The sequence below is a fragment of the Bifidobacterium tibiigranuli genome (genome assembly GCF_009371885.1).
GTDB lineage: Bacteria > Actinomycetota > Actinomycetes > Actinomycetales > Bifidobacteriaceae > Bifidobacterium > Bifidobacterium tibiigranuli.
In genome coordinates this window covers 168,341-183,826 of sequence record NZ_QLZA01000006.1, presented here as the reverse complement: position 1 = coordinate 183,826, position 15,486 = coordinate 168,341, and the positions used below count along the sequence as shown (strand labels likewise).

12 protein-coding genes are annotated in these 15,486 nt (G+C 61.9%); 11 read left to right on the top strand and 1 reads right to left on the bottom strand.

Annotated elements, in window-relative coordinates; translation table 11 throughout:
- Positions 1–60: 60 nt before the first annotated feature.
- The 6 genes from DDF78_RS06745 to DDF78_RS06720 all read left to right on the top strand — a co-directional run bounded on the left by DDF78_RS06745 (position 61) and on the right by DDF78_RS06720 (position 8,907).
- Positions 61–1,050 carry an amino acid ABC transporter permease gene (locus DDF78_RS06745; RefSeq protein WP_152580970.1) on the top strand — a complete coding sequence of 330 codons (990 nt, stop codon included), beginning with the start codon at positions 61–63 and terminating at the stop codon, positions 1,048–1,050.
- Between the two features lie 10 nt (positions 1,051–1,060).
- Positions 1,061–1,912: an amino acid ABC transporter ATP-binding protein gene (locus DDF78_RS06740; RefSeq protein WP_152581015.1), complete on the top strand. Its 852-nt coding sequence runs from the start codon at positions 1,061–1,063 to the stop codon at positions 1,910–1,912.
- 255 nt (positions 1,913–2,167) lie between these two features.
- On the top strand, positions 2,168–4,060 hold the full coding sequence (glmS, locus tag DDF78_RS06735) for a glutamine--fructose-6-phosphate transaminase (isomerizing) (RefSeq protein WP_152580969.1): 1,893 nt from the start codon (positions 2,168–2,170) through the stop codon (positions 4,058–4,060).
- Positions 4,061–4,112: 52 nt separating this feature from the next.
- The gene (locus tag DDF78_RS06730; protein WP_152580968.1) at positions 4,113–6,389 is read left to right on the top strand and encodes a hypothetical protein; all 2,277 of its coding nucleotides are present in this window, start codon (positions 4,113–4,115) and stop codon (positions 6,387–6,389) included.
- A 61-nt stretch (positions 6,390–6,450) separates the two neighbouring features.
- A complete protein-coding gene (locus DDF78_RS06725) occupies positions 6,451–7,227 on the top strand; it encodes a pseudouridine synthase (protein WP_152580967.1) in 777 nt (258 codons plus the stop codon).
- Between the two features lie 273 nt (positions 7,228–7,500).
- Positions 7,501–8,907, top strand: coding sequence for an ABC transporter substrate-binding protein (locus DDF78_RS06720; protein ID WP_152580966.1), 1,407 nt, complete (start codon positions 7,501–7,503; stop codon positions 8,905–8,907).
- Positions 8,908–8,919: 12 nt separating this feature from the next.
- Here DDF78_RS06720 and DDF78_RS06715 read toward each other — a convergent pair whose 3' ends face one another.
- Positions 8,920–9,687: a type III pantothenate kinase gene (locus DDF78_RS06715; RefSeq protein WP_152580965.1), complete on the bottom strand. Its 768-nt coding sequence runs from the start codon at positions 9,685–9,687 to the stop codon at positions 8,920–8,922.
- A gap of 221 nt (positions 9,688–9,908) precedes the next feature.
- Between DDF78_RS06715 and DDF78_RS06710 the strand changes: the two genes are divergently transcribed.
- The 5 genes from DDF78_RS06710 to DDF78_RS06690 all read left to right on the top strand — a co-directional run bounded on the left by DDF78_RS06710 (position 9,909) and on the right by DDF78_RS06690 (position 15,295).
- Positions 9,909–11,603 carry an ABC transporter substrate-binding protein gene (locus DDF78_RS06710; protein ID WP_152581014.1) on the top strand — a complete coding sequence of 565 codons (1,695 nt, stop codon included), beginning with the start codon at positions 9,909–9,911 and terminating at the stop codon, positions 11,601–11,603.
- Positions 11,604–11,657: 54 nt separating this feature from the next.
- Positions 11,658–12,626, top strand: coding sequence for an ABC transporter permease (locus tag DDF78_RS06705; RefSeq protein WP_152581013.1), 969 nt, complete (start codon positions 11,658–11,660; stop codon positions 12,624–12,626).
- Positions 12,627–12,687: 61 nt separating this feature from the next.
- Positions 12,688–13,626 (top strand): ABC transporter permease, encoded by a 939-nt coding sequence (locus DDF78_RS06700; protein ID WP_237564590.1) that lies wholly within the window; start codon positions 12,688–12,690, stop codon positions 13,624–13,626.
- Positions 13,623–14,438, top strand: coding sequence for an ABC transporter ATP-binding protein (locus DDF78_RS06695; RefSeq protein WP_152580963.1), 816 nt, complete (start codon positions 13,623–13,625; stop codon positions 14,436–14,438). The genes DDF78_RS06700 and DDF78_RS06695 overlap by 4 nt, the downstream gene beginning before the upstream one ends.
- A 98-nt stretch (positions 14,439–14,536) precedes the next feature.
- Entirely contained in the window at positions 14,537–15,295 is a 759-nt protein-coding gene (locus tag DDF78_RS06690; protein WP_237564593.1) for an ABC transporter ATP-binding protein, read from the top strand.
- The last annotated feature ends 191 nt before the right edge of the window (positions 15,296–15,486 follow it).

Sequence of the window (15,486 nt, the reverse complement as noted above, 5' to 3'; positions counted from 1 at the left end):
CAGGCAGCCGGTCGCGTGGCGGCGGGCGCCAGGGAACACCAGATTGGAAAGAGGATATTCATGTCGCAACACAGTAAATCCGATGCGGATAGTTACGAGGGTGCCAAGATATTGCCGGTAAGGCATACAGGAACCCTCGTAGCCAGCATCATCGTCGCCCTCCTGGCCTTGATGCTGATTCAGGGCATGGTCACCAACAAGAACATGGACTGGCCTGTCGTCTGGAAGTACTTGTTCGACACGAATGTGCTCAGCGGCATCGGCTGGACGCTGATCCTGACGGTGGCTTCGATGCTCATCGCCATTGTCCTGGCCGTGCTGCTCGCCGTCATGCGCAAATCCCTCAACCCGGTGCTGCGTGGCGTGAGCTGGTTCTACATCTGGTTTTTCCGTGGCACGCCTGTATGGACCCAGCTGGTGTTCTGGGGCCTGTTCGCCGTGCTGATTCCGCAGATTTCGCTGGGGATACCATTCACCAGCGTCAGCTTCTGGTCGATGGACTCCGATCACTTCACCCAGGCCATTCAGGCAGGGCTGCTGCCGGCCATCCTGGGCCTGGCGCTCAACGAGGCGGCGTATCTGGCCGAAATCGTGCGCGCTGGCCTTGAGGCGGTCGACCCCGGTCAGGCCGAGGCTGCGAAGGCTCTGGGCATGCGCAGCACAAAGATCATGCGCCGCATCATCCTGCCGCAGGCCATGCGCATCATCGTGCCGCCGACGGGCAATGAGGCGATCGGCATGCTCAAGACGACCTCGCTGGTCACCGCCGTGCCCTTCGGTCTCGAACTGCAGTTCGCCACCAACGCCATCGCCAACCGCATCTACAAGCCGATTCCGCTGCTGCTCGTGGCGTGCATCTGGTATCTGCTCATCACCTCGATTCTCATGGTCGGGCAGTCGTATCTGGAGCGTCACTTCGGCAAGGGCTTTGACCAGCGGCACGTGTGGCCGCAGAAGGATGCCGTGCCGCTGCCGGGCAAAACCGAGGGCGAAGTGAAGAACGATGTGAGCAAAGGCAACCAGGCCACCTTCGTGGGCCTGAACGCGTGAATGAGGCATGATGACAACCACAACGAATACATCATTTGACGACGCTCAGATCGATTCCTCTGATTCCGGTCAAGCCGGGGGGGCTGAGTCTTTCAGGCCCGCCGTGCAGGCAGTCGGCGTGCAGAAGAGCTTCGGCTCCCTGCAGGTGCTCAAAGGCGTTGACATGACGGTCATGCCAGGCACGGTCACCGTGATTCTGGGGCCGTCCGGCTCCGGAAAATCGACTTTCCTGCGCCTGATCAACCAGCTGGAGACGATTTCGGCGGGCACGATCACCATCGATGGCGAACTCATTGGCTTCCGCCCGGTCACCAAGCATGGCGAGCAATGCCTGCAGGCTTTGAACGAGAAGGAGATCGCCCGCCAGCGCGAGCGACTGGGCATGGTATTCCAGCGCTTCAATCTCTTCCCGCACAAGACGGCCCTCGAGAACGTGATGGAAGCCCCCGTGCATGTTGCGAAGGAATCCCGGTCCAAGGCGCGCGAGGAAGCCATCGCGGAGCTGACCCGAGTCGGCCTGGCCGAACGACTGGACTACTACCCCTCGCAGCTTTCCGGCGGCCAGCAGCAGCGCGTCGCTATCGCCCGCGCGCTGGCGATGCACCCCGAGATCATGCTCTTCGACGAGCCGACCTCGGCGCTCGATCCTGAACTCGTCGGCGAAGTGCTGGGCGTCATGCGCTCGCTGGCCGACGGCGGCATGACGATGATCGTTGTCACGCACGAAGTCGGCTTCGCCCGCGAGGTAGGCGATCAGATCGTCTTCATGGATGGCGGCGTGGTCGTGGAGAAGGGCGGTCCGGAGATCTTCGACAATCCCAAGGAGCCGCGCTTCAAGGACTTCCTCAACCACGTGCTGTAGTGGCGGCAGGCGCGCAGTCCTCGTCGTTCTAGTATTGTTATCACGCAAACTGGTCGGATTGCGTGATAACAATACTACAAGCTGACGTTTCTCGTATTTTCATCACGCGAATCGGCCTATAAGCGTGATGAAAATACGAGAAGTATGAGTATGAATGGCACACACGCCTATGAATAGGCTTATGAATATACGGACTGCGTGAATATTCATGCGAAGCGGGGTGTGTCTCCAAAAATTCCCATAGACTGGTGAACCATGTGTGGAATCGTTGGATATGCAGGAAATGTCACGACCGCCTGCGGCAAGCCTTTGGAGGTCTGCCTGCAGGGTCTGCGTCGTCTGGAATACCGCGGCTACGATTCCGCGGGCGTGGCGCTTACGGCACCCGGCATGGGTTCGGTCGCGGTGCGCAAGAAGGCCGGCCGGCTGGCCAATCTTGAGACGGACCTCGAACGTCGACCGATGCCGGATGCGACCGTGGCCATCGGGCACACGCGCTGGGCGACCAACGGCGAGCCGAGCGACGTCAACGCGCATCCGCATACCAGCGCCGACGGCCATATCGCGTTGATTCACAACGGCATCATCGAGAACGCCAACGAGCTGCGCTTCAACCTGCAGACCGAAGGCTACGCCTTCGTCTCCGGCACCGACACCGAGGTCGCTGCCAAGCTGCTGGGCAAAGTCGCCGCCACGGTCATCGAGGAGACCGGCAAGGCGGACCTGTTCGAATCGCTGCGTCGCGTCGCACGCATGCTCTCCGGTGCCTTCACGCTGCTGGCCGTCGACGACCGCCAGCCGGATATCGTCGTCGGAGCCCGGCACGACTCGCCGCTTGTGGTGGGCCTGGGCGAGGGCGAGAACTTCCTGGGTTCCGACGTCGCTGCCTTCGTGGCCTACACCAAGCACGCCATGGAGCTGGGGCAGGACCAGGCCGTGTGCATCAGCGCCGATAGCGTCACCGTCACCGATTTTGAGGGCAATGTCGTCACGGATTCCAAGCGCTTCACCGTGGACTGGGACGCCAGCGCCGCCGAGAAGGGCGGCTGGCCGTCGTTCATGGACAAGGAGATTCATGAGGACCCCGAGGCCGTGGGCAATACGCTTATCGGCCGTTTCAACGCGGCCGGCGACATCGTGCTGGACGAGGTGCGCATCGCGCTTGAGGATTTCAAATCCATCGACAAGATCATCGTCGTCGCCTGCGGCACGGCGAGCTACGCTGGCATGGTCGCGAAATATGCGATCGAGCACTGGGTGCGCATCCCGGTCGAAATCGAACTGGCCCACGAATTCCGCTATCGCGACCCGATTCTGACCCCGCGCACGCTCGTGGTCGCCATCTCGCAGTCCGGCGAGACGATGGACACGCTTATGGCCTTGCGGCACGCCCGCGAGCAGGGTTCGCGTGTGCTGGCGATCTGCAACACGCAAGGCTCCACGATTCCACGCGAATCCGACGCCGTGCTCTACACGCATGCCGGGCCGGAGATTGCGGTCGCCTCCACCAAGGCCTTCGTGGCGCAGATCGTGGCCGCCTACATGCTTGGCCTGTATCTGGCGCAGATCAAGGGCACGATGTTCCCCGACGAGATTCGCGGCATCGTCGCGCAGCTCAAGGCCATGCCCGCCAAGATTCAATGGGTGCTCGACACGCAGGCCGAAACGGTCGACAAGGCCGCCAAGCGCATGCTCAACGCGCATTCCTTCCTGTTCCTGGGTCGGCATGTGGGATACCCGGTGGCGATGGAGGGCGCGCTCAAGCTCAAGGAGATCGCCTACACCTTCACCGAAGGCTTCGCGGCCGGCGAGCTCAAGCATGGGCCGATTGCCCTGGTGGACGAAGGCGAACCGGTCGTGGTGATCGTGCCTTCGGCGCGCGGCCGCAACACGCTGCATAACAAGGTCATCTCCGGCATCGAGGAGGTCAAGGCGCGTGGCGCGTTCACCATCGTCGTGGCCGAGGAAGGCGACCCCGACGCCGAGCGCTACGCCGATGTGGTCTTCTGGCGGCCGGCCTGCCCGACGCTGCTCAGCCCGCTCGTCGATGTGGTCCCGCTGCAATTGTTCGCTATGGATATGGCCAATCTCAAGGGCTATGACGTCGACAAGCCGCGCAACCTGGCCAAGTCCGTGACCGTGGAATAAGCACGGCTCGATAAGCACTGCAGAATAGTTATCTGATCTTATGCGCCAGCCTATGCGCCAACGCAGCCGCGCCTTTTTCGCTGCCCACATCATCGATATCGCCGTTATTCTGCTGGCGATATGCGCTGAGGTGTTCGTGTTCAACATGCCGTTCTGGCGGATGATGACCAGCACGCCGACGCATATCGCGCAAGGGCAGGTGACGCTCGGCCCGGGGCTGAAAGCGCAGGGCCATGACGCGGCGAAGGTCACTGATGAGAATCAGGCGTGGATTGAAATGACGAGCGACGCGCCGATCGAGTATCTGCGGGTCAATCTGCCGGCAGGGCACATAGCAGGCGATGCCGAGTCGGGCGTCGCCGCAGCGGATGACACGACGGACGTCGTCACATGGACGATGGATGCGAGGCAGAAGGACGCGGGCGGGCTGCGGAGCAATCCCGACAGCGTCAAGCAGTACTCGCCGTGGTACGAGGATTCGCAGTACATCCGCATCGGCGGGGGCATGAACACCATTCGCTTCCACTATCAGACGCATAACGGCGCTACCGTTGCGCTGAGCTCTTTCACCGTCAATCCGCGCATGCCATTCCGTCTTGCCCCGGTGCGCGTGTGCCTTGAGCTGCTTGCTGTGCTGTTCCTCATCGCGTTCCGCCCTGGCTCGCGGCTGTACCGGTATCGTTTCTCGCTGCGGGACCGGCGCTGCGCGATGGGGCTGACGGCCGTGTTCCTGCTGCAGAGTGCGATTGTCATAGTCATCTGGCTGCTGTTCGGCGGCAATCATGCCGTGCCGATGCTGCGCCCAGCGCCAACGGGGGACTACTACGACCCGGGGCTTTACAACCAGATGGCCGATGCGCTGATTCACGGTCATGTATCGCTCGATTTCCCCGTCAACCCGGATCTGGCGGCTATGGCGAACCCGTACGACACGCTTTCACGCCAGCAGATCGCCGCCCATACGCACTCGGGTGCCCCGATTCCCGTCGATGTCGCGTTCAAGAACGGAAAGTACTACAGCTATTTCGGCGTGCTGCCAGCGCTGACGCTGTTCGCACCCTACAAGCTGCTGACAGGCATGAACCTTGAACTGGGGGTGGCGGTGCTGGTGCTCGCGCTGCTCGTCGTGGCAAGTTCGATGCTGCTGCTGGTCCAGCTCACGCGGCTCATCACACGCAGGATCGGCGCACCGAGCCTCGGCAGCGTGCTGCTCGTCGCCAGCACCATGATGCTCGGCTATCCGCTGTTCATCGACATGAAGAAAATCATCATCCATCAGCTGCCGCAGACGATGGGCGTCACGCTCATCATGCTTGCCTTGTCATGCTGGATGGAATCCACGATGCGCGGCCTGAGCAAGCGCTGGCTCGCCGCTGGGTCGCTATGCATAGGTCTGGTGGTCTCATGCCGGCCGCAGATGGCCTTCGCGGCGATTATCGCGATTGCGCTGTTCTGGGGAGACATCGTGCGGCTGTGGCGAGACGGGCGCGCCTCCCGGCAAGCCGTCAGAACGGAACTCGCGGTATGGGCTGCGGCCCTGTTGCCATTCATCGCAGCGGTGATTCCGGCGCTGCTGTACAACAAGGCGCGGTTCGGCAGCCTGCTCGATTTCGGCGCGAAATACAATCTCACCAATTTCGACATGGCTCATCAGACCTTCCCCTGGACGCATGTCTTCACCTATGTCTGGCTGTATCTTGCACAGCCGCCGAACGTGCAGACCGAATTCCCCTTCATTGACCAGACGGTGCAGCCCATGCCGGTGTGGCTGCTGCCGCAGACCTTCAGCTACGGCGGGCTGTTCGTGGCGCTCGCCCCGTTCGCCTGCGTGCTGTTCGCCGCCATCGCATGGCGGAGGGGCCTGAAGCGGGCGCATATGAACGCGCTGTTCATGACGGTGCTGCTGTACGCGGTGGCCGTGCTTGTCGCCAATGCGCATATCGCCGGATACGACGTGCGCTACACCTTGGACTTCGGCTGGGCCGTCATGCTGATGCTCGCGATGTATCTGCTCACCGCCGACGCCTGCCGGCCGTGCGAGCCGACAACCGTGGTGCGGCGATCGGCCCGCGATCCGCAGGGATTCCTGATGCGAGGGATACCCGAAGTAGATGCGAGCGAGGTGCGGGTTCCGGGGGCAGGAGCAGTGCAAACCTTGCCACAAACGCTTCCGGCGATGTCCGATATCTCGCGAATCATGACGGTTTTCGTCGTTATCGGGGCGTTGTGCGCTTACGCATTCCTGTTCTTCAGCCTGTTCCGCACCGACCCACCGATTCTCAACGCGTGGCTGTGGTGGGATGTGCGCTCATGGTTCCTGTTCATATAGTCAGATAGCGTCATCAGTCAGATAGCGTCAGCGGGGAAAATCGGAGCGGAAGAGGCACAGCATGGTTCAGGGGCATCGTTGGGTGGGCGACGAGCCGGAAATCCCTTTCGAATATGACATCGTGTACGAGGACAGCGGCATCATCGTCATCGATAAGCCGCATTTCCTCGCCACGACGCCGCGCGGCATGTGGTACCGGCAGACCGCGCTGATTCGTCTGCGCGAGCAATTCGGCGAGCCTGACATCACGCCGGCGCATCGCCTGGATCGCTCGACCGCCGGCATCGTCGTGTTCACGCGCAAGCCTCGGCTGCGCAAGACCTACCAGATGCTCTTCCAGAAGCATATGGTCACGAAAACCTACGAATGCCTAGCGCCATGTGTGCCGATCGCCCGCCCGAGATTCGGCACCATCACGCGGCTTGACCCGCCCGCCGTGTTTCCGCTGCTGCGACGTTCGCGCATCGTCAAGCGTCGCGGCATCTTGCAGGCGTACGAGGAACCCGGCGAAATGAACGCTGAAACGGTGATTCGGCTGGGGGATGTGGACGCGGATGTAGATGCGGGCGTGGCTGCGGGCACGCCGCGTGCTTGGCCGATGCGCTATCGGCGGTACGTGCTCGAGCCAAGAACTGGCAAAACGCACCAGCTGCGGGTGCATATGAACGCGCTGGACCTGCCGATCGCCGGCGACGAGCTCTATCCGAGCATTCAGAACCGCGCCTACGACGATTTCTCGCAGCCCCTGCAACTGGTCGCCAGATCGCTGGAATTCATCGACCCGATCACTGATGAGCCCCGCCGCTTCGTGTCGCGGGTGGAGTTGGGATGGGGGTGATGCGCACTACGCGCCTGAGCCGTTGCATAGTGCGCACGAAACGCACATGTCAGGCAGATTGCATTCCCGCGCGAAGCTTGCTGAGCAAAAGGTTGCGTGATAATCAGCTGAGGCGGGCAATGTGCGTTTCGTGCGCACTATAGGAATCGGCATGCGCGTAGTGCGCGGGCCACGCATGTTCTACGCCCAATGTCGTAGACTCGACGTCAGCGGTTGCGACGGCCGATATGAGTGAGATACGCGACGACTAGCTGCGGCGGAAAGGATCGAGGCATGGGATTGAAGCGTGCAAAGCGTGCGTTGGCCTTGGGGCTTGCGGCGCTGATGCTGCTTGCCTCTGCGGCCTGCGGGCAGCAGGACACGCGCACTGTGGTCACGGTCTGGTCATGGGAGCCGAGCATGAAGGCGCTGGCCGCCGGGTTCGAGGCGGCGAATCCGGACATTCGCGTCGATATCAAGGGGACGAGCGGCTACGAGAACCTCAACACGGCGATTCAGGACGGCTATGGCATGCCCGACGTCGTGCAGCTCGAATACTTCGCGCTGCAGCAGTATGCGGTCAGCGGGCAGTTGCGCAATCTTACCGACAGGACCTCGGCCTACGGCGGCGCCTACACGCCGGGCACCTGGGCTTCCGTGCGGCTCAATGGCCAGGTGTATGGGCTGCCGATGGATTCAGGGCCGATGGCGTTCTTCTACAACAAGGACGTCTTCGATCAGGCAGGGGTGGATGCCTCGAAGATCCACACGTGGAATGACTATTACGAGGCGGCCAAGAAGCTCAAATCGATCGGCGTGTACATCGCGGCCGACTCCGGCGACGCAAGCTTCTACGCCGCGATGATCTGGCTCGCCGGAGGCCGGCCATTCCACACTTCGGTCGATGGCAAGACGGTGACCGTCAATCTGGACGGCGACTCGGGCACGAAGACCTTCACTGCGTTCTGGCAGAAGATGATTGACGAAGGACTTATCGACACCCATCTGCCCACGTGGTCCGACGGGTGGAAGCAGGCCTTGGGCTCCGGCGATGTGGCCTCGGTGTTCTCCGGGGCGTGGATGCCTTCGCTGATGCTCGCGGATGTGCCGGGGACTGCGGGGCTGTGGCGTGTGGCGCCGATGCCTACCGCCGACGGATCGTCCACGAATTCAGAAAATGGAGGTTCGGCGCTGGGCATTCTGCAATCCAGTCGCAGGCCGAATGCGGCCTTCCGCTTCGTCGAATACGTCTGCCACGAATCCGCCGGAATCCGTACGCGCGTGGACGGCGGCTCCTTCCCGGCTGACACGGCCTCGCTCAATGCTTCCGGATTCCTCTCGAAAACCACCATCAGGGATGCGCGCGGCATCGACGTACCGTACTTCGGCGGCCAGGAGCTCAACAAAGTGCTCTCCCAGGCTGCGGAAAACGTGTCGATAGGCTACCAGTATCTGCCCTTCGAAGTGTATGCGCGCAGCGATTTCAACGATACCGTGGGCAAGGCGTACCGCTGGTCCACCGCCGAGCGTGATTTCGCGCAGACGCAGTCTCGTATCGATTCAGGGGCCCTCAACCCCGATGGCAGCCAGATCACGCTGCCCGAGCTGCCGGGTCCTCAGGTCTCGCTGGGCGACGGCATCGCCCTATGGCAGAAGGATCTCAAGGAGTACGGGGTCAATCAGGGCTTCACCATCAGGTAAGTTGGCCGTTCATTATTTGACGTTGCGCTGGTAGATGGCGTATATGCCCTTGAACATGAGCTCGGGGTCATAGATGTCGATTAGCTCGGTGTCGTTGATGAAGATGCTGCCGAGCCCGCCTGTGGATACCACGGTGAACTCCTCGTCGATCTCGTCATGGAACTGCCGGATCGTGCGCTCGATGCCGCCGAGGAAGTTGTAGTACAACCCGGCCTGCATGGCGGTTTTGGTGTCGGTGGCCAGAATGGAGTCCGGCCGGGTGATCTCGACTTCGGGCAGCTGCGCGGTCTCGCCCCACAATGCTGCGGCGGCGGTGCGGATGCCCGGGGCGATGAACCCGGAAACGATGGTGCCTTTGGCATTGACGTAATTGAAGGTCGTGGCGGTGCCAAAATCGGCGACCAGCACTGGGCCGCCGTAGCTGAAATATGCCCCGGCGCAGTCGGCCAGGCAGTCTGCGCCCAGCGATTTGGGGTCGTCGAGCCGGATGCCGATGCCTGATTTGAGGCCCGGCCCCACGATCATCGGGTCGATGCGCAGGAACTTGATAATGCTTGAACGGAAGGAATGCATGACCTTGGGCACGACCGAAGCGATGATGACATCATCCACATCATCGGGTTCCAGGCCGCTCAACGTCAGGAACTGCCTGAGCATCAGGCCGTATTCGTCCGAGGTATGGCTCACCTTGGTGGCCATGCGGTAGGTGCCGATGACCTCCTGCCCGCGCAGGAAGCCGAGCACGATGTTGGTGTTGCCGATGTCAACCGCGATAAGCATGGGGCCTCCCGACCGGTGATATTGCTTGCGACGTGCCGTCATATGCCGTGAACAGTTGCGACTAGTTGTGACTAGTTGCGACCAACTGCTACGTGCTGTGACAAGCTATGAGCCTATTCGACTTCCCATCATAGGACTATGCTAGGCCTATGCGGACGACCCATGCGGGCGGCCAGCGTAGAACTGAAACATAACGACACCGAGTCATATTCGAGGCAATGATGACAGAGCAGAACGGTGCGTACGGCGATGCCGACGCAACCAAGGCCAACGCAAACAATACAACCAGCACGGCCAATGAGGCCGGCATTGGCGTAGGCGGTATCAATGCAACCAATGCAGGAACCGATGCTGAGCTGAACGCCAGCATCAAGCCGCGCAAGCCGGAGCATAGCCAGCGCAGGCCGTGGGTATGGATTGCGATTGCGGTTGTAGCGGTGGTGGCAATCGTCGCCGCCATACTCGCATTCAATAACCGACCGGGCACAACCGCGCCAGCAGCCAGTGCCAAGGATACAGTCACTATCGGTCTCAAACTGGCGCCGACCAATCTTGATATTCGCAATCAGTCTGGGTCCGCGCTCGACCAGATTCTCATCGGCAACGTCTACGAAGGCCTCGTGGCGCGCGACGCGAAGAATCAGGTCGTGCCCGCGCTGGCCAAGAGCTGGGATGTGAGCCAGGACGGCAAGACCTACACCTTCCATTTGAATACGGGCATGAGCTTCTCCAACGGTGACAAGCTCGACGCCGGCGACGTGGCGTGGTCGATCAACGAACTCGTCGCCAAGCAGTACCACGACTCCGAGTCGCTGCGCAACTTCCAATCCGTGCGAGCCGTGGACGCCAAAACCGTTGAAATCACGCTGAGCGCGCCATATTCCAGCCTGTTGTGGACGCTCACCGGAAGGCCCGGGCTGGTCTTCGACAAAAACGCGCAGTATGACGCGAAAACCACCGCCGTCGGCTCAGGGCCGTACACGGTGCAGCGCTTCGTGGCCAACAATTCGATAGCCTTGAAGGCCAATCCCAAGTACTGGGGGCCGAACAAGGCGAAAACCGCGAACGTCCTTGTGCGGTACTTCGCCGACGACAACGCCGCCGTGAATGCGCTCAAGTCCGGGGATGTGCAGGTGCTTGCGCCGATAAGCGACAATCTGGCAGCTCCTTTCCGCAAGGACATGGGCAAGTACACGGTTCAGGCGGGCGACGGCACGGACAAGTTCGTGCTGGCCTTCAACTCCAAGGGCGCGAAGACCTCGGACAAGCGCGTGCGCCAGGCCATACGCTACGCGATCGACCATCAGGCGATCATCGCCTCGCGCGGCGGTGCCGACAAGCCGCTCGGCGGCCCCATCCCCAGTCTCGACCCCGGCTACGGGGACCTGACCGGCCTGTACCCGCATGACGTTGCCAAGGCGAAAAGCCTGCTCGCGCAGGCCGGATACAGCCCGTCCAAGCCGCTGCAGCTGAGCCTGACCTATGCGAACGTCTACGGCACCGAGCTGGGCGACCAGCTGCGCTCGCAGCTCAAAGCCGTCGGCATCGATCTGAAGGTCAACGTCGTCGAATTTTCCACCTGGCTGCAGGATGTCTACACCAACAAGAACTACGATCTGTCGCTGGTCGACCACAACGAAAGCCACGATTTCTACCAGTGGGCCACGCCGGACTACTACTACAACTATGACAGCAAGGACGTGCAGGCGCTGTACGCGAAATCCCTCGCGGCCACGAGCGACAAGGAACGCGACGGGTATCTGGCGCAGGCCGCGCGCCAGGTGAGCCAGGACGCGCCGGCCGACTGGCTGTTCAACTACCGCGTCACCACGGCCTGGGCGAAAGGCGTTGAGGGCTTCCCCGTGAACCTGAACCAGACGCTGCTGCCGCTAGCCGGCGTGGTCTACCGGTCGTAACGGTGGCATGCTTGGGTTTGAGGGCATAGGGCGCGGCATATGAGCATGGCATCCATGCGGTTTCTTCTTCGCCGACTGGCGTTGTTTGCGGTGGCGCTTGTCGTCATCTCCGTGCTGGTCTTCGTGGCGCTGCGCATTCTTCCCGGCGACGTGGCTTCGGTTATGGCTGGTCACGATTCCCCGCCGGAGCGGGTCGCCGCGCTACGCATGCAGCTCGGACTCGACCGGCCGCTGACCCAGCAGTATGTCGACTGGGCTGTGGCGCTGTTGCACGGCAATTTCGGCGTGTCGATGCTCACTGGGCGCACGATTTCCGAGCAGGTCGGCGCGCGGGCATTGGTGACTTTCCCGCTTATTGTCATGGGGCTGGCGGTTGCGCTGCTGATTGGGATTCCGCTCGGCTGCGCCTCCTGCCTGGCGAAAAGCGAGCGTGTGCGCGGGCTGTTTCATCTGGTCGCCATCATCGGAGGCTCGATTCCTGCGCTATGGGGTGGGCTGCTGCTTATTCTGCTGCTGGGCAAAGGCATCGGGCTGGTTGGGCTGTTTCCCTCTCAGGGTTTTCCGCAGGATGGTTGGGCGGCGTTTCCGCAGGCCGTAGCTTCACTGGCGCTTCCGGCGCTGGCGGTCGGCATCATCGTCGGCGCTGGTCTGATGCGCTATACGCGCGCGGCGTTGGAGGAGCTGATGACAAGCAGCGCCATCGATATGGCGATGTCCTGCGGCATGACCCGCACACGGGCCATGCTTACCGTGGGGCTGCGGTTGGCGATGCCGCAGCTCGTCTCCGTGATCGGGCTGACCTTCGCCGAGATGATAACCGGCGTGATGGTCATCGAGAACCTCTTCGACTTGCCCGGCCTTGGCGAAGGACTGATAACCGACGTGGGCAATCGCGATTTGATCGCTGTGCAGGGCGAGCTGTTCATGCTCGCCGCATTCTTCCTGACCATCGGGCTGGCGGTTGATCTGCTACACCGCGCGCTCGATCCGAGGCTTAACGATGGCGAAGGGCGGGGGCTATGACCGAAGGCTTCGACTATCACAGGGCAGGCGAGGAGCGAGACGATTGCGAAAGGGGGCGGCTATGACTGTGCTGAAATCCATCTGGGCGCATGCGCAGGGCCGCTACGCGCTGATCGTGCTCAGCGCGTGGGTGTTGATTGCGTTCGTATCGCTGCTGTGGACGCCGCATTCGCTCTGGGCTACCGACGGCTATCATGTCTGGGCCGCGCCTTCGGCGGATCATTGGCTTGGCACCGACGGCACCGGGGCCGATGTGTTCAGCTGGCTGATGGCCGGCTCGCGCACGAATCTGCTGATTGTCGTGCTGACCATCGGCGTCTCCGCCGTGATCGGGCTGCTGCTCATAGCCGCTATGGTATCGAGCGCCGCAATGCTGTCGGGCGTGACAGTGGTCGCCGTGGACGCGCTGATTTCGATTCCCACCGTGTTGATCGCCCTGATTCTGGCGGTGCCGATGGACGCGTCCATCGCCGTTATTGTCATCGCATGCGGGCTGGGCTATGGCCTCAATCTTGCTAGGGTCGCGCGGCCCCAGGCCTTGCTCGCGGCGCGTTCCGACTACGCCGAGGCGGCCCGAGCCGCTGGCGTTTCGCCGTTGCGTGTGCTCGTAAGCCATATTGTGCCCAATGCCTTACCCACCATGTCAGTGCAGCTTTCGCTGTCCGCAGGCACTGCGGTACTGGCAGAGTCCGGGCTGACCTACTTGGGCATCGGCGTGCCCTCCGGCGTGCCGAGCTGGGGGCATTCCTTGGCGACTTCAGTCAAATTCATCAATGTGTACCCGCTCACCGTGCTGTGGCCGGGATTGATAGTCACCTGCGTGGTCGTGGCGCTGAACCTGTTTGGCGACGCGCTACGTGAGGCCGCCGATCCGGTGGCGAATCCGCTCTTGAGACAGGCGCAGGTGCGGCAGGCGCAGCCGATGGAAGCGGCGGTGGTGCAGCCGCAATCGGAGCAGGTGGTTTCGCAGCCGCCGCAACCTAAGCAGGTGCGCCCATGAGCGTAGACATTCAGGGACTTTCGATTGCGATAGGCGGCGTACCGATCGTCAGCGACGTGAACCTCCATATCGGCGACCGCAGCCGCGTTGGTCTGATAGGCGCTTCCGGCTCAGGCAAATCGATGATCGCCCGGGCGATGATGGGCCTGCTGCCGCCGACCGCAACGTGTTCCGGCTCGATTCGCTACGAAGGTGAGGAAATCATCGGCATGGGTGAACGCGGGCTTGCCGACCTGCGCGGCCGGTATGTCTCGATGGTGTTCCAGAATCCCGGCAGCGCGCTCAACCCGGTCTTGACCGTCATGCAGCAGGTGATGCTGCCGCTGACCTTGCATTTCGAGCTTTCACAGGCGCAGCGCAAGGCGCGCGCGATTGCGATGCTCGCCAAAGTGGGGCTTGATGCATCGGTCGGCAGCCGGTTCCCGCACCAGCTTTCCGGCGGGCAGCAGCAGCGCGTCGGCATCGCCACTGCGCTGGTGGGTGCGCCGAAGCTCATACTCGCCGACGAGCCGACCACTGCACTGGATTCCATCACCCAACGCCAGATTGTGCGGCTGCTCGTGTCGCTGGTTGACGAAGCAGGCGCTTCGATGCTGTTCATCACGCATGACTTTTCGGTGCTCGCGCACGCCACCGACGACTGCTATGTGCTCGATGCGGGCCGCATCATCGAATCCGGTTCGACGCGCGCTCTGCTCGACCAGCCGCGCACGCCGCAGGCCCGGCAGCTCGTGCATGCCGCCCGCGAGCTGACATTGCACACTGCTCCGGATGAAGCGACAGCGTCGAGTCATAAGAAGGAGCGCCGATGAACGCGAATATCGATTCTGGATTTTCGGCTGATGCGATGTCCTCGGAGGAAATCGCTACTGGTGATGTTGCCAATAGTGCTGCCCGCGATGAGATTGCCATGATTCACGCCGAGCATATCAACAAGCGCTTTGGACGCGATGCTGCAGGTCGTCAGGCCCTTTCCGATGTGTCATTGCAGATTCGTCGGGGCGAATCTGTGGCGATTATCGGCGGATCGGGATCCGGCAAATCGACGCTTATCAGAATTCTGCTCGGGTTGGATAGCGCTGACTCAGGAGCGGTGGAGTATCGCGGACAGCCGGTTCGTGGCAAGCGCTCGCCCGGCTGGCGGCTACTGCGCCGCGAATCCGGCCTCGTGCTGCAGAATCCCTTCACCTCGCTCGACCCGCGTTGGACAGTTGCGCGTTCAATCGCCGAACCGCTGCGCAGTGCCGGGGTGCGCGGCCGTACTGACGTAACAGCCGCAGTTGAATCGGCGCTGCAGCAGGTCGGGCTGAAACCTAGTCACTTTATACCGCGCTATCCGATCGACCTTTCCGGCGGCCAAGCACAGCGCGTCGCCATCGCCCGCGCCATCGTGGCTGGCCCGTCGCTGCTGGTCGCCGACGAGCCGATGAGCGCCATCGATGTGGCCGCCCGACTGCAGATTCTTGAGTCCTTCAAAGCATTGCGTCGCGCACACCCGAGTATGGCGTTGATTATGGTTTCCCATGACCTCGGGGTAGTGCGCCGCATCGCCGAGCGCATCATCGTGCTGCACGAGGGCGTGGTGGTCGAGTCTGGCTCGACCACCGCCATCCTCGAACGTCCGCAGCACGACTACACCAAACGTCTCATCGATGCCGCCTCGCTGTAGGAGATTTCCGCACCGATTGTGTTGTACCGGGACGCTGCAACGAGAGTTTTGTAGCAACCACCGTCATTTACTAAGCACATTGTGCGCAAAACGACCCGCACACAGCCTTTTCGTTTCGCGTCGTGTCTTCGAGATTGGCGGAATTCCAAGGATTGTGTGAGCGCTGCAGCAGCCGTATACTTTCGCATCTG

Excerpts from the sequence above, each read along its gene's own strand:
- DDF78_RS06745 (WP_152580970.1), top strand. The coding sequence starts at position 61 with ATGTCGCAACACAGTAAATCCGATGCGGATAGTTACGAGGGTGCCAAG.
- DDF78_RS06740 (WP_152581015.1), top strand. The coding sequence starts at position 1,061 with ATGACAACCACAACGAATACATCATTTGACGACGCTCAGATCGATTCC.
- glmS (WP_152580969.1), top strand. The coding sequence starts at position 2,168 with ATGTGTGGAATCGTTGGATATGCAGGAAATGTCACGACCGCCTGCGGC.
- DDF78_RS06730 (WP_152580968.1), top strand. The coding sequence starts at position 4,113 with ATGCGCCAACGCAGCCGCGCCTTTTTCGCTGCCCACATCATCGATATC.
- DDF78_RS06725 (WP_152580967.1), top strand. The coding sequence starts at position 6,451 with ATGGTTCAGGGGCATCGTTGGGTGGGCGACGAGCCGGAAATCCCTTTC.
- DDF78_RS06720 (WP_152580966.1), top strand. The coding sequence starts at position 7,501 with ATGGGATTGAAGCGTGCAAAGCGTGCGTTGGCCTTGGGGCTTGCGGCG.
- DDF78_RS06715 (WP_152580965.1), bottom strand. The coding sequence starts at position 9,687 with ATGCTTATCGCGGTTGACATCGGCAACACCAACATCGTGCTCGGCTTC.
- DDF78_RS06710 (WP_152581014.1), top strand. The coding sequence starts at position 9,909 with ATGACAGAGCAGAACGGTGCGTACGGCGATGCCGACGCAACCAAGGCC.
- DDF78_RS06705 (WP_152581013.1), top strand. The coding sequence starts at position 11,658 with ATGCGGTTTCTTCTTCGCCGACTGGCGTTGTTTGCGGTGGCGCTTGTC.
- DDF78_RS06700 (WP_237564590.1), top strand. The coding sequence starts at position 12,688 with ATGACTGTGCTGAAATCCATCTGGGCGCATGCGCAGGGCCGCTACGCG.
- DDF78_RS06695 (WP_152580963.1), top strand. The coding sequence starts at position 13,623 with ATGAGCGTAGACATTCAGGGACTTTCGATTGCGATAGGCGGCGTACCG.
- DDF78_RS06690 (WP_237564593.1), top strand. The coding sequence starts at position 14,537 with ATGATTCACGCCGAGCATATCAACAAGCGCTTTGGACGCGATGCTGCA.